The sequence below is a fragment of the Planococcus donghaensis MPA1U2 genome (genome assembly GCF_000189395.1).
GTDB lineage: Bacteria > Bacillota > Bacilli > Bacillales_A > Planococcaceae > Planococcus > Planococcus donghaensis_B.
Genome location: NZ_AEPB01000053.1, coordinates 62,390 through 75,272 on the forward strand (window position 1 = coordinate 62,390; position 12,883 = coordinate 75,272).

Below are 12,883 nucleotides of genomic sequence, written 5' to 3' on the forward strand. Positions count from 1 at the left end.
AAAAAGGATGAGTGAGGAAATACGTATTAAACAAGCCACATTTCACCTGTATACGTTTACGGTTAGCAAATTAATCTCCACTTTTGGTAGCTCTGTTTACGCGTTTGGTATTAGCTTGTATGTGTTGGCTTTAACTGGTTCCGCTGCTAGTTTTGCAATTAACTTAATTTGCAGTATTTTGCCAAGGTCGATATTATCTCCATTTGCCGGATATGTTGCAGACAAGTATTCAAAAAAAGCCACCATCATTTTGTCCCAACTGGCCAGTATGCTAGCAGTAGCAGGTTTACTCGGTTTCGGGTTACTGAATGGTTTGTCGTTACCAGCTATTTATACGACCACCGCGCTATTGTCTGTTAGTACAATGTTTACCGGCGTCACGTTTTCTTCGTCGATTGCCAATCTAATTGATCCAGATCGTATTCAACGGGCAATGGGTTTTAACCAATCAGCCGTTTCAATTGCAGCAATTGGTGGTCCTGTAGTAGGAGGAATTCTTTTTGGGTTTGTTTCGATGAATGTTTTTCTCATGATTCAAGTGGGGGCATACGCTTTAGCCGTTTTGTTGGAATCTACGATGAACTTCCGACTTTATACAAATCGAAACGAACAACAAAGTGATAACACAAACAGTTCCATGTTGAAAGAAATGAGAGAAGGGTTTCTATATTTGAAATCCAATCGAGTCATCATGGTAATTGTCACGACGGCTGTCGGTATCAATTTCTTTTTTTCTTCAATGATGATTGGCTTACCGTTTATTGCGGTCCAGCAATTGCAAATTGATGCGACACATTTTGGGATGATTGAAGCTATGATTGCAATTGGGATGTTACTAGCGTCGATTTATTTTTCAATAAGTAAAGAAGTGGGATTTCCACTCCTAGTCGCTAAAAGAGGGATCTTAGCGATGTCTGTTTTACTAGCCGGCATGGGTCTTCCGCTTATTATTGGCATGTCATATAACGCAACAGTTGGTTATTTCCTTTTGCTTATGTTGATATTTGGTATCAGCAATGTCTTTGTCAATACGCCAATTGGTGTCATGATGCAAAAAGACGTAGCAGAAGAATACCGAGGTCGCGTCTTTGGGATTTTGGAATCGATGGCAATGGCCATGATGCCACTTGGATATCTTTTGTTTGGTTTGCTTTATGATTTAATGCCTGCAGAATATGTAGTCGGGGCAAGCAGTATTTGCTTACTTGTGTTAACAAACTATTTAATGCGCTCATCTGTTATGAAAGAGGCGATGCCTGCGCTACAAAAAATATAATGCTTATTTCACTACTGAATCACTCTATGTTGAGGGTGATCAGTAGTTTTTTTTATAAATGTTTTCTTTATTTATTGAAAATTAAAATAATTTATGTATAAATACCCTGTTTTCGTGTCTAACCTCTATATTTTAAGGGTAACCCATTACTAAGGACTTATACTTAGCGAATGGGAGTGTAAATTATGAGCTCGGAAAATGCTGTGGCACCATTAAAGAAATATGTTTGGAGTTTAGTTATCTTAAATTTTCTAGATGGTTTGTTAACATACATAGGGCTTTCAACTGGAGCGATAAACGAAGGGAATCCGCTCTTAGCATCGCTTTCTCCTTTAGCCCTGTTAGCAACAAAGCTTTTCTTATCCCTTTGTCTCTTCAGCTTTCTCTTCACGCCTTTCATCAAGATTCAATCCCGCATCTGGCGTTTTACGCTTGTTCTTGTAAACGTTCTTTACTCAATTACGTTACTTCTCCATGTGTACTGGCTAGTCATTTTAGTAACGATGAGTTCTTAAACACAAAAAAAACACCGCTAAAAGCGATGCTTATGCTAGAACTCCTGCTATTGTCCATTACGCAGAAGCGCTGGCTTTTTTTGTCGTTGCTAAAGTTTTGTTAGAAGCTCTAAACAATACGATTAATAATATGCTCGCAATTGCCAGTGCTGCAGATAAATAATAAATGCTACCGGATTGAATGGTGAGGAGCCATGTGAAAGCTAAAGGACCAATAATGCGTCCAAGATTATCCATAGAATAAGTTAACCCAGCGGCTGTCCCGTATTTGCCGCCTGATTCTTTAGATGTTAGAGATACTAGTGCTGTACGAGACAAAGCGTTTCCTGCAGTAAAGATACTAAGTGCAACTCCAGCAAAAATCAAACTGCTTGTAAAGGGGAGGATAAACAAACCAAGTGCCGTAACGATTTGTGCGCCAATAATCCACTTTGTTTCGGCGCCGTCTTTAATGCGACGAACAACCCCACCTTGAATGGTGGCATCGACAAACCCACCTTGAATGGTGGCATCGACAAACCCACTCGCGATAAACAAGTAGCCAAGTTGTAGTGGAGTAATGCTAATTTGTTTGATTTGGAACAATTGAAAAGTCGACTCCAATCCTGCTAGTAAAACAGTCACCATAAACGACATTAAAAACAAATAACGAATGCGGAACTGCCAAAGTGTGCTCGAGCCTTTTGGCAAAAGAGCACGTTTTACCGCTTCGCCTTTACGAACAGGTTCTTTTAACACAAGACTCGCATAACCCATCAACAACAAAACGAGTACTGCAGAAGTCGTAAATGGCAACGACAAGGAAATTGATCCTAGCAAACCACCAATGGCTGGACCAAAAATAAACCCTAACCCAATTGACATACCAAGAAAGCCCATGTATTTATTACGATCTTCGTTTGAAGTAATATCTGCTACATAACCCGTTACAGCCGTATAAAGCGCACCGGAAAATAGACCGCCTACAATACGGGAAAAATACAACAGCATTAAATTATCTAGAAACAACGAAAACAAGAAAAAACTTAAACTAAAGCCAGTTAAGCCAACGAGTATTAGTTTCTTGCGACCGGTGTTATCGGATAATCTACCCCATAGCGGTGCAGTAAAAAATGAAGACAAAGCATAAATAGTGATCAATCCGCCAACGTGTATCTCCGAGTATCCTTGTTGCACAATCACTTCAGGTAAAATCGGTATAATAATGCCAAATCCTAAGTACACAAAAAACTGAACGGACATCAGCAGTAAGATCGTTTTTTTCATAATGAAGAATTCCTACTTTCTGAAAAGAATATGTCCTCATTTTACCTTTGTTTCTTATGGAGAACAATGACCAGAAAAAAGAGGACCATTTCTGGTCCTCTTAAAAAAATTATTTATTTAATTTAACACGTTGTAAACGTAAAGCGTTCATGACAACTGATACGGAACTGAAGGCCATGGCAGCTCCTGCAAGCCAAGGAGCTAACAACCCAACTGCCGCAATCGGAATGCCGATTGAGTTATATGCAAGTGCCCAGAATAAGTTTTGTTTAATATTACGGACGGTTAGTCGACTCATTTGAACTGCGTCGACAACTCTCATTAAGTCACCTTGCATTAGTGTAATATCAGCAGCTTCCATTGCAATAGCGGTTCCGGTGCCCATTGCCATGCCGACATCGGCGCTCGCTAAAGCAGGCGCATCGTTTAAGCCGTCTCCGGCCATAGCGACGTGTCTGCCTTGGCCTTGGAGCTTAACAACAACATCGGCTTTTTCTGCAGGTAAGACGCCGGCAAACACTTCGTCGATGCCAACTTGTTTAGCGATGGCCATTGCAGTTTGTTCTTGGTCTCCTGTTAGCATGACCACATGTAATCCCATATCTTTCATTTCTTGAATGGCTTGTTTCGCCGTTTCTTTCACAGTATCAGCAACAGCAACAAGGCCGCTGTAACGGCCATCAACAGCAATAAACATAACCGTTTTGCCATCTTGTTCTAAAGCGGTAGCTTGCGCTTCGTCGATTGCAAGGTCATCCATCAAACGACGATTGCCCATCACGACTTGACGGTTGTCTACTGAGGCACGAATACCATGACCAGGAACAGCTTCAAAAGAGCTGACCGGCAAATTTGATTCGCCAAAATCAGAAATAGCTTGCGCGACTGGATGCTCAGATTGATTTTCTGCGCTCGCCGCTAAGTTTTTTAATTCCGTTGAATCGATTCCGTCAGCTGGAATAAAGTCTGTAACGACAGGGCGACCATTTGTAATGGTGCCTGTTTTATCCAAAACAATCGTATCAATGTGTTTTGTGTTTTCAAGCGATTCGGCTGTTTTAAATAACACGCCTTGTTCAGCGGCACGACCAGATCCAGCCATAATAGACGTTGGTGTTGCTAGTCCTAATGCACAAGGACAAGCGATTACGAGAACGGCAATTGTACTTTCGAGAGCGGCTGGGAAATTTCCAGGTGATACTAAAAAGTACCAGACGATAAACGTCACTACTGCAATACCGACAACGACTGGAACAAAAATACTGGAAATTTGGTCAGCAAGTCGCTGAATCGGTGCTTTAGAGCCTTGTGCTTGTTCAACAACGCGGATAATGTTCGATAACACAGTATCTTTCCCGATTTTATCCGCGCGTACATGAAGGGAGCCGTTAGCATTGACGGTCGCTGCAAAGACAGCGTCGCCTGTCTTTTTATCAACCGGTAAACTTTCACCCGTTAGCATCGATTCATCCACTGCTGAGTTACCCGAAAGAACAGCGGCATCAACTGGGATAGAAGCACCGGGTTTAATTAGCAGAATATCACCAGTTTTGACTTCTGAAATCGGCAAGCTAACAAATTCATCTCCGCGTTCAACAAGTGCATGTTGAGGTTGTAATTTCATTAACTTTTTAATGGCGTCAGAAGAGCGTCCTTTTGCTCGTGCTTCAAATACTTTGCCTAAAATAATCAAGGTAATTAACACGGCACTTGTTTCAAAGTACAAGCCCATTGTATGTCCCATGTTCCAGTTGGATAAAACTAAGTAAACACTATAGAAATAGGCGGCTGATGTTCCGAGTGATACTAACACGTCCATATTGGCGGATTTATTTTTTAGAGCAAAATAAGCACCTTTATAAAAAGACGCACCAATAATAAATTGAACCGGTGTTGCTAATGCCCATTGAACAATAGGATTCATCAAAATCTCAGGCACATACATCCAAGACGTGAACGAAAAATGACTAAACATCGTCCAAAGCAATGGGAAAGAAAGAGCTGCAGAAATCCAGAAAAGACGTGTTTTCTTTTTGATTTCTTGTTGTTTATGATCCGTTGCTTCTTCGCTTTCTTGCTCAAGAATTGCGTCGTACCCAAGCGATTGAATACGTTTCACAAAGTCTTCGGGGGTAACAGTTCCGGGATTGTAAGAAACATGTCCCGTTTCCATTGCCAAATTCACATTGGCTAGTTGCACGCCTTCCATTTTGTTTAATACTTTTTCAATACGTGCTGAACAATTGGCGCAAGTCATGCCTTGAATAGAAAAGTCAACTTCTTCTTGTTGCACGCCATAACCTAATTGTTCGATTTTATTTTGCACTTCTGTCATCGATGCTTGCTCACTATCAAAGACGACGTTGGCTTTTTCTGTAGCAAAATTAACGGTTGCTTCTGAGACGCCCGGCAATTTTTGAAGCCCTTTTTCTACACGGTTTGCGCACGCTGCACAAGTCATCCCCGTTATTGCTACTTCAGTTTGTTTTGTGCTCATCGTGATTCCCACCTTTTTTAAAAGAATATATACCTATAGGGGGTATGATATTGTAAAAAAAATAACCGCGTTTCCGCAGTTATTCACTTAAAGTCGCAACATCGTATCCTTGATCTTCAATTGCCTCAGCAATTTGACCAACATCTACTGAAGAGCTGTCATATGCAACGTCAACAGAGTTGTTTTCTAAAGAAACTTCTACTTTTTCGATTCCTGGTAACGCCATAACGCTTTCTTCTACAGATTTCACACAATGTTGGCAAGACATGCCGCTTACTTGTAAGTTAATTTGTTCTTTCATTTGAAATTCCTCCTTGTTATTTACGCATCATTTTTTGAATTGTAACGAGTAGTTCGTCTAACACTTCTTCTTCACCGTTTTCAAGACGGTCTTTGACACAACCTTTTAAATGACCTTCTAGCAAAACTTTTGTCACGCTGTTTAAGGCGGACTGAGTGGCTGCTAGTTGTGTGATAATATCATCACAATAAACGTCTTTTTCCACCATACCTTTTATACCGCGGATTTGACCTTCGACACGACTAAGTCGATTGGTTAAATCTCTTTTTACAGAGAGAGGATGGTGGCTTTTGCGGCAACTAGAATCTAGTGTTAAGGCTTCTTCGATTAATTCGCTCATCTGAAGATTCTCCCCTCGTGTTTATGACTATAATATACCTCTATAGGGTATGCAAATCAATTGATTTACCTTTTCTTCACAATTGTCATCAAAATGATAAGTTTAAAATCCTGAAATAATGGTATTATATACGTAGACATAGAAAAGTCAATAATCAGCACTTTATAAGTGGAACATAGCAAGGTGAAATACGTTTATATATGTAATGAATAAGATAAAGAGGTGATCTGGATGGCGAAAAACGTAGATGTTCGCAACATTGTTTCAAATTTATCGAAACTAGGAATCCAAGCAAAAATCACAAAATCTCGTGTCGAATTAATAAAAGCGTTGGCGTTACCACAACCTGTTCAAGCGCAGTCACAACAATAAAAGCTCTGGCGCATTGCGCCAGAGCTTTTATTTTTTGTTTTTATCAAACATATAGGTTTTGTGATGAAATTTCATACTGAACACAATCCCAAGTGCAAGCATATTTCCGATCAATGAGCTCCCGCCATAACTAATGAAAGGCAACGGAATTCCGGTAATCGGTAAGAGTTGAATGGTCATGCCGATATTTTGAAATACGTGGAATGTAACCATTGCGATAATCCCTGCGCATACATACGTGCTAAATGTATCTTTAAACTGCAGTGTGATTTTGGTCAAGTGATAAATCAGCATGAAAAACAAGATGATTACAGCACTAGCGCCAAGAAAACCGAAATCTTCCGAAATAACAGTGAAGATAAAGTCAGTGTGATTTTCAGGGACGTAAACTTGACGTCCTTGGTATCCTTTACCCAAAACTTCCCCCGAGCCAATCGCATTCATTGCCGCAATCAAGTTATATCCACCAGAATCAGCATAGGCATACGGATCGAGCCATGTATAGATGCGCTCAAACATATAAGGTTTTAATCCAAAAGCGCTAGACAGAAAGTCTTGTGCATTAATGGTCATCCACAATAAGGATACTCCAATTATAGCGACCCCACCGAAACTAGGGGCTATAATCTTCCAAGTGATTCCTGAAACAACAACAACAGCTAAAGTGATGGCGATAAAAACGAGCGCAGTTCCTAGGTCGGGTTGTAATAAAATAAAACCTAGTGGAATGGCGAGACACAGTCCAATTTTACCAAGTAAATAAAAATCGGATTTCAGTGTTTTTATTAAATAATGCTCATGGTGCGAAGAAATCATTTTGGCCAATGCTAATATATAGAAGGTTTTCATAAACTCTGCTGGTTGAATATTGACAAATGGCGTATGAAACCAAGCTTTAGCTCCGTTAACAGGTTGGGCTATCTGACCGACACCATCAGGTGCAATCATTAACAAAATCAGTAAGAGAATACCGAATCCATATAGATAATAGGCCATCTTTTTGTATTGTTCAGGATCAAAATACATAAGAACGCCAATCATCATGACAGAAATGATGTAAAATAAAGCTTGTCTCGGAACAAAATTCGTTAAATACTGACCGGAAGTTTGAGCAGAAGAAATAGCGACCAAACTGACGATAAAAAACAGAAATAAGATGAAAGCTAGCGACCAATCAATTCGGTCGGTAAAGCTTTTATTAGTTTGCATGTGATTCCACCTGTACTTTTTATTATTATGAGTCGGAATATATTATAACGTATATATCTGTAATATGCGCATGACAAAAGTAATGACGCTTTTGAAGTATGGATGTTTCATATTTCTCCTTTTTGGTCGTATAATAAGAAATGGAATGGAGTGGGGGAAATGGAAAGAAAACCGTTGCACGCAGATGCATACATACAGCATTTATATATATATTTAAACGAGTCTGATCAATTTGCTTTATTTAGTGGCCTGACCTTTGCCCATTTTTTGGATGCGATGAAATTACCTAAAAACCTATTGTTATTAAAGCATCCATATGAAGATGCCTCTTTTAATATGCACACTCACATGGAATTTGCGACACAAGAAGATTTTAGTCATTTGAGAAAAGCGCGGGCCAATAAAAAAAGTGAATTTTGTTGGGTTGATTTTAAAAGCGAAAAGCAATTAAACTCCTTGACGCCTCAGGAGCAAGCGGAATTGCTTTACATTGGTCATAAGAAAGAACCAGTAAAGACGCCGTTCTTTTCAACGCTACAAAACGAGTTTGTTTATTTATCTAGCGAAGAAGAAGAAACGACAAAAATATATTTTCGTAAATTAGATCGGCTAAATGAACTTGTTGGGAATTATTTTACGTATTTAATTCGCCGAGAGGGCAATGGACAAAATTTCTGGAGACGGAAATCGAAAGACTTAATCCCAGAATTGCCTGCTGAAATTCTTCAGTCGTTAAAAAAGAATTACCGCGAAGGTGTCCTTATATCATTAGCAGACCCTGAAAAAACGAAAAACACCATAGAGTTGCATATTCGTCTTGTAGAAGAAATTTCTTTTTTAGATGAATTTTGGTCAGATATTGAAGAGTACACGAAACAAGGGATTTCACGAAAAATAGTTTACGATAGAAAACAAAAAGTATGGAAATGATACCTGTAAGCGGGTATCATTTTTTTCGGACTAGCTTTTAATTTAGTTGAGACATTAGGCAAACTTAGTAAGGAAGAAGGAGATTACATGGCATGGATTCTTCTAGTGATTGCCGGAATGACAGAAATTGTATGGGCAATCGGTCTGAAACTTGCAGATGGCTTTACGAATTTTGTTCCTTCTCTTGTTACATTAATTTTTATCGTTATTAGCTTTATGCTATTTGCTTTCGCAATGAAGACCATTCCGATTGGTACAGCTTATGCAGTATTTACAGGGATTGGTGCAGCAGGGACGGCAATTCTTGGAATCTTATTGTTTAATGAAACGGCCAGTTTGGAAAAACTGTTCTTTTTGAGTTTATTGCTAGTTGGCATTATTGGCTTAAAAGTCTTAGATGGAAAAAAACCTTCTCGTAAAGAAGTGAACTCATGATGGCATGGTTGATTTTAATCGTTGCAGGGTTATTTGAAGTAGTATTTGTCACGACGATGAAATTATCAGAAGGATTTAAAATAAAACGCTATACAATTTTGACCATTGTTTCCGGAGCACTCAGCTTTTATTTATTATCGCTAGCGTTAACGACCATTGCACTAGGAACAGGATATGCGGTATGGACGGGCGTTGGTGCAGCAGGCAGTGTTTTGGTCGGCATGATTTTCTTTAATGAAAGTAGACAGTTGGCCAAATTATTTTTCCTATCCTGCATTATTGCTGGAGTGGCTGGATTGAAAATATTTGGTGGCTGACATGAAAAAATTATTAGTCAATGCAGGTTCGTGATAAACTAAGCAATATGGATAATGAAATGAGGTTTCTTAAATGAAAAAAAAGATTGGTTTATTATATGGAGGCAAATCAGCAGAGCATGAAGTTTCGCTGTCTACAGCCCTAGCAGTAACAAAAGCAATTGATTTTAATGCATATGAAGTTTATCCGATTTACATTACGCAAGATGGTGAATGGAGAAAAGGTCAAAGTCTTGAAGAACCAGCAACAACAATTGAACAGCTTCAGCTAACAGAAGGCACTGGAAAGCCGAACGACATTTCTAGCTTTCTCCCTACACAAACAAGTGAAGCATTGGATGTCATTGTTCCGTTACTTCACGGACCGAATGGAGAAGATGGGACGGTACAAGGTCTTCTTGAAGTGTTGAACATTCCATACGTAGGAAATGGCGTATTGGCATCTTCAGCAGGTATGGATAAAGTAGTGATGAAGCAATTGTTCAAGCAAGCAGGTTTAGAACAAACGCCATATGTGTATTTTATAAGAAGAGACTGGGATAATAACCAAGGCTTTTGGTTGGATAAAATTGAAGCTGAACTTGTCTGGCCGGTTTTTGTTAAACCTGCCAACTTAGGGTCAAGTGTCGGCATTAGCAAAGCAGATAATCGAGAAGAACTAATTGTTGCTGTAAAAGAAGCCTTGAAATTTGATCGCAAAATTGTCATTGAACAAGGTGTGGTTGCGCGTGAAATCGAAGTGGGTGTTCTTGGGAATGATGAGCCCGCCTGTTCAGTCGCCGGTGAGATCAAACCATTAAAAGCTTTTTATGATTACCAAGCGAAATATAAAGACGGCAACACAGCAATGATTATTCCGGCTGAGTTAGATGAGGCGGTTTATGCAAAATTAGTAGTGGATGCAAAAAAAGCGTTTAAAATTTTGGATTGTTCAGGACTTGTTCGAGCAGACTTTTTTGTGACAGCAAACAACGAAATATTGATCAATGAAGTAAATACATTGCCTGGATTTACCCCTTTTAGTATGTTCCCGTTATTGTGGGAGCACACAGGCGTGCCGTATCCAGAACTAATTGAACGACTTATTACGTTGGCGATCGAACGACACGAAGAAAAGCAGTTACTGCAAGTTAAAATAGATTGAGTGGAGAAGCCAAATGAAAAAACAGATTGAACAAGTAGCCAAATGGCTGGATATCAAAACTAATTTAAAAGGCATTGACATCACGGGAGTCTCTATTAATACGAGAACGCTCAAGCCAGGTGATTTGTTTATCCCTTTTCGTGGTGAAAATGTAAATGGACACAAGTATGTCCGTTCGGCGATCGAGTTAGGTGCGTCTGCTTCTTTATGGCAACGTGATGAACCGGGAGCACCAGAAGATTTGCCGTTACTTTTTGTTGAGGATTGCGAAGTGGCTTTGCAGGAAATGGCTCGCGCTTATCGCGATGAACTTTCAGCCATGGTGATTGGGATCACGGGTTCTAACGGCAAGACATCAACTAAAGACTTAGTGGCGAGTGTGTTAAAACCTTATTTCAAAGTGCAAAAAACACCGGGTAATTTTAATAACCAATTAGGTCTTCCTTTGACTATTTTGTCTTTAGAAGAAGATACAAAAGTCGCTGTTTTAGAAATGGGCATGAGTGGTAGAGGGCAGATTGAATTTTTGTCTGAGCTAGCACGTCCGGATTATGCGATTATTACGAATATCGGAGAAGCACATTTGCAGGACTTAGGCTCGCGCGAAGCAATAGCTGAAGCTAAGTTTGAGATTACTGCAGGTCTCCAACAACACGGCAAACTTTTTTATGACGGAGACGAACCGTTGTTGCAACCATTCATGGAAGCTTTTCCGCAAGGTGTATCGTTTGGATTTGATGATAATAACGAATTGACTGTAACGGACATAAAAGCTACTGAAAGTGGTAGTAGTTTTATGGTGAGTGGCATTATAGATGCCGCATTTACCATTCCGGTACTAGGTGAACACCAAGTGAAAAACACATTGGCTGCTATATTGGTAGCTCTTGAAGCAGGGTTGTCTGAAGAACAAATTCGTAAATCTCTGAAAGATGCAGCATTAACAGATATGCGTATGCAAATGATTCAGGCAGACAATGGTGCAATTTTCATTAATGATGCTTACAATGCGGCTCCTTCATCGATGAATGCGGCGCTGAATTTTATTCGTGAAACAACGATGAAAGATAAGAAATGGGTTGTATTAGGTGATATGCTTGAACTCGGAGACGACGAACAAAGCTATCACGAAGCGTTGAGCAAATGCATTTCTGACAATTTGGTAGGCGTTTGTTTATACGGGCCACGTATGAAGTGGCTTTACGATAAATTGCAACCAACTTACGGTGGTAGGTTGTTGTGGAGTGAAGCGGATTACGGACCGATTATTGACTTGTTGAAAAAATATACAAACAAAGACTCGGTCATTTTAGTGAAGGGCTCTCGTGGCATGGCCTTAGAAAATGTAATCGAACCCTTTGTAAATGAATAACTAAGTTTAGAGGCATTCGTTAGCAGAAAGAAGGAACCGATTTGAAGACCGGCGTGTTATGTATTCATGGTTTTACAGGAGGTCCGTTTGAAGTAGAGCCGTTTGCTGATTTTTTAGTCGAGCAAACCGATTGGATTGTGGAAATACCGACACTTCCAGGGCATGGCGAAAAACTTGCTTTAAAAAGCATTACGGCTGAAAGTTGGATGATGGAAGCCGAATTAGCTTTAAAAAGGTTAAAAAAATCGGCAGATCGCATTATCATTGTAGGCTTTTCAATGGGGGGCTTGATTGCCATGTATTTAGCGATGCGCTATAAAGTAGAGCGTTTAGTTTTATTGAGCGCCGCTGCTAAATACATCAGTCCTGTGCAAATGTTTAAAGAAGTGCAAGAAGCCGTGAAAGATGCGGTGTCTGGTAAAATAACAGAAAATGCATTGTTTCATCTTTACGAATACAAGTTGACCAATACCCCAGTCAGCTCGACAGTTGAATTTCTGCGAGTCGTAAAAATGGTCGAGCCTTATTACGAAAAGATTAAAGTCCCTGTTTTCATTGTGCAAGGAGAAAAAGATGGAATTGTGCCAGTATCGGCAGCAGACTTTATTTACGATCAGATTAGCTCGGAAGAAAAGTACTTGATTCGTTCAAAAGAGGGCAAGCATTTAATCTGTTATAGCGAAGACAGTGAAGAATGGTTTAGTGAAGTTTTTGCGTTTATGAATAAAGGCATAGAGTAAACTGATTATTAGAACCTTTGCGTATTGATTGCAAATGGAAAAAAAACATGTTATTCTTTTGAGAGCAATGGATACATTTTTGAAACACTCTTCCCTGTGAAGAGTATTTTTTTGAGCAAAACGGTTTGTTCTATAGATAGGGCATCAAACACCCGCCGATCAGACCGCT

At 39.6% G+C, this 12,883-nt stretch carries 14 protein-coding genes; 9 read left to right on the forward strand and 5 right to left on the reverse strand.

Annotated elements, in window-relative coordinates; all coding sequences use genetic code 11:
• The first annotated feature begins 7 nt into the window (after positions 1-7).
• Together GPDM_RS14040 and GPDM_RS16600 are read left to right on the forward strand one after the other, a co-directional pair.
• Positions 8-1,276, forward strand: coding sequence for an MFS transporter (locus GPDM_RS14040; protein ID WP_008432389.1), 1,269 nt, complete (start codon positions 8-10; stop codon positions 1,274-1,276).
• Between the two features lie 185 nt (positions 1,277-1,461).
• On the forward strand, positions 1,462-1,791 hold the full coding sequence (locus tag GPDM_RS16600) for a DUF5658 family protein (protein WP_139046214.1): 330 nt from the start codon (positions 1,462-1,464) through the stop codon (positions 1,789-1,791).
• 57 nt (positions 1,792-1,848) lie between these two features.
• Here the strand turns inward: GPDM_RS16600 and GPDM_RS14050 are convergent, their stop codons facing one another.
• The 4 genes from GPDM_RS14050 to GPDM_RS14065 all read right to left on the reverse strand — a co-directional run bounded on the left by GPDM_RS14050 (position 1,849) and on the right by GPDM_RS14065 (position 6,195).
• On the reverse strand, positions 1,849-3,057 hold the full coding sequence (locus GPDM_RS14050; protein ID WP_008432391.1) for an MFS transporter: 1,209 nt from the start codon (positions 3,055-3,057) through the stop codon (positions 1,849-1,851).
• Between the two features lie 109 nt (positions 3,058-3,166).
• Complete coding sequence (locus GPDM_RS14055) at positions 3,167-5,554, reverse strand: heavy metal translocating P-type ATPase (RefSeq protein WP_008432393.1); 2,388 nt, start codon at positions 5,552-5,554, stop codon at positions 3,167-3,169.
• Positions 5,555-5,633: 79 nt separating this feature from the next.
• Complete coding sequence (gene copZ, locus GPDM_RS14060; protein WP_008432394.1) at positions 5,634-5,855, reverse strand: copper chaperone CopZ; 222 nt, start codon at positions 5,853-5,855, stop codon at positions 5,634-5,636.
• 16 nt (positions 5,856-5,871) lie between these two features.
• Positions 5,872-6,195, reverse strand: a complete 324-nt coding sequence (locus GPDM_RS14065) for a metal-sensitive transcriptional regulator (protein ID WP_008432396.1) — start codon at positions 6,193-6,195, stop codon at positions 5,872-5,874.
• 231 nt (positions 6,196-6,426) lie between these two features.
• On the opposite strand from GPDM_RS14065, the gene GPDM_RS16750 reads away from it, so the two are divergent.
• A complete protein-coding gene (locus GPDM_RS16750; RefSeq protein ID WP_008432398.1) occupies positions 6,427-6,567 on the forward strand; it encodes an Lmo0850 family protein in 141 nt (46 codons plus the stop codon).
• A 27-nt stretch (positions 6,568-6,594) separates the two neighbouring features.
• On the opposite strand, the gene GPDM_RS14070 is transcribed toward GPDM_RS16750, so the two are convergent.
• Positions 6,595-7,776 carry an FtsW/RodA/SpoVE family cell cycle protein gene (locus tag GPDM_RS14070; protein WP_008432399.1) on the reverse strand — a complete coding sequence of 394 codons (1,182 nt, stop codon included), beginning with the start codon at positions 7,774-7,776 and terminating at the stop codon, positions 6,595-6,597.
• Between the two features lie 159 nt (positions 7,777-7,935).
• Between GPDM_RS14070 and GPDM_RS14075 the strand changes: the two genes are divergently transcribed.
• The 6 genes from GPDM_RS14075 to GPDM_RS14100 all read left to right on the forward strand — a co-directional run bounded on the left by GPDM_RS14075 (position 7,936) and on the right by GPDM_RS14100 (position 12,714).
• Entirely contained in the window at positions 7,936-8,706 is a 771-nt protein-coding gene (locus GPDM_RS14075; RefSeq protein ID WP_008432400.1) for a hypothetical protein, read from the forward strand.
• Positions 8,707-8,793: 87 nt separating this feature from the next.
• Positions 8,794-9,141 carry a quaternary ammonium compound efflux SMR transporter SugE gene (sugE, locus tag GPDM_RS14080; protein WP_008432401.1) on the forward strand — a complete coding sequence of 116 codons (348 nt, stop codon included), beginning with the start codon at positions 8,794-8,796 and terminating at the stop codon, positions 9,139-9,141.
• Positions 9,141-9,458, forward strand: a complete 318-nt coding sequence (locus GPDM_RS14085; protein WP_008432402.1) for a DMT family transporter — start codon at positions 9,141-9,143, stop codon at positions 9,456-9,458. Before sugE ends, GPDM_RS14085 begins: the two co-directional genes overlap by 1 nt.
• Positions 9,459-9,531: 73 nt before the next feature.
• Positions 9,532-10,602 (forward strand): D-alanine--D-alanine ligase, encoded by a 1,071-nt coding sequence (locus GPDM_RS14090; RefSeq protein WP_008432403.1) that lies wholly within the window; start codon positions 9,532-9,534, stop codon positions 10,600-10,602.
• A 13-nt stretch (positions 10,603-10,615) separates the two neighbouring features.
• A complete protein-coding gene (locus GPDM_RS14095; RefSeq protein ID WP_008432404.1) occupies positions 10,616-11,974 on the forward strand; it encodes a UDP-N-acetylmuramoyl-tripeptide--D-alanyl-D-alanine ligase in 1,359 nt (452 codons plus the stop codon).
• Positions 11,975-12,015: 41 nt separating this feature from the next.
• Positions 12,016-12,714 carry an alpha/beta hydrolase gene (locus GPDM_RS14100; RefSeq protein ID WP_008432405.1) on the forward strand — a complete coding sequence of 233 codons (699 nt, stop codon included), beginning with the start codon at positions 12,016-12,018 and terminating at the stop codon, positions 12,712-12,714.
• The last annotated feature ends 169 nt before the right edge of the window (positions 12,715-12,883 follow it).

Excerpts from the sequence above, each read along its gene's own strand:
- GPDM_RS14040 (WP_008432389.1), top strand. The coding sequence starts at position 8 with ATGAGTGAGGAAATACGTATTAAACAAGCCACATTTCACCTGTATACG.
- GPDM_RS16600 (WP_139046214.1), top strand. The coding sequence starts at position 1,462 with ATGAGCTCGGAAAATGCTGTGGCACCATTAAAGAAATATGTTTGGAGT.
- GPDM_RS14050 (WP_008432391.1), bottom strand. The coding sequence starts at position 3,057 with ATGAAAAAAACGATCTTACTGCTGATGTCCGTTCAGTTTTTTGTGTAC.
- GPDM_RS14055 (WP_008432393.1), bottom strand. The coding sequence starts at position 5,554 with ATGAGCACAAAACAAACTGAAGTAGCAATAACGGGGATGACTTGTGCA.
- copZ (WP_008432394.1), bottom strand. The coding sequence starts at position 5,855 with ATGAAAGAACAAATTAACTTACAAGTAAGCGGCATGTCTTGCCAACAT.
- GPDM_RS14065 (WP_008432396.1), bottom strand. The coding sequence starts at position 6,195 with ATGAGCGAATTAATCGAAGAAGCCTTAACACTAGATTCTAGTTGCCGC.
- GPDM_RS16750 (WP_008432398.1), top strand. The coding sequence starts at position 6,427 with ATGGCGAAAAACGTAGATGTTCGCAACATTGTTTCAAATTTATCGAAA.
- GPDM_RS14070 (WP_008432399.1), bottom strand. The coding sequence starts at position 7,776 with ATGCAAACTAATAAAAGCTTTACCGACCGAATTGATTGGTCGCTAGCT.
- GPDM_RS14075 (WP_008432400.1), top strand. The coding sequence starts at position 7,936 with ATGGAAAGAAAACCGTTGCACGCAGATGCATACATACAGCATTTATAT.
- sugE (WP_008432401.1), top strand. The coding sequence starts at position 8,794 with ATGGCATGGATTCTTCTAGTGATTGCCGGAATGACAGAAATTGTATGG.
- GPDM_RS14085 (WP_008432402.1), top strand. The coding sequence starts at position 9,141 with ATGGCATGGTTGATTTTAATCGTTGCAGGGTTATTTGAAGTAGTATTT.
- GPDM_RS14090 (WP_008432403.1), top strand. The coding sequence starts at position 9,532 with ATGAAAAAAAAGATTGGTTTATTATATGGAGGCAAATCAGCAGAGCAT.
- GPDM_RS14095 (WP_008432404.1), top strand. The coding sequence starts at position 10,616 with ATGAAAAAACAGATTGAACAAGTAGCCAAATGGCTGGATATCAAAACT.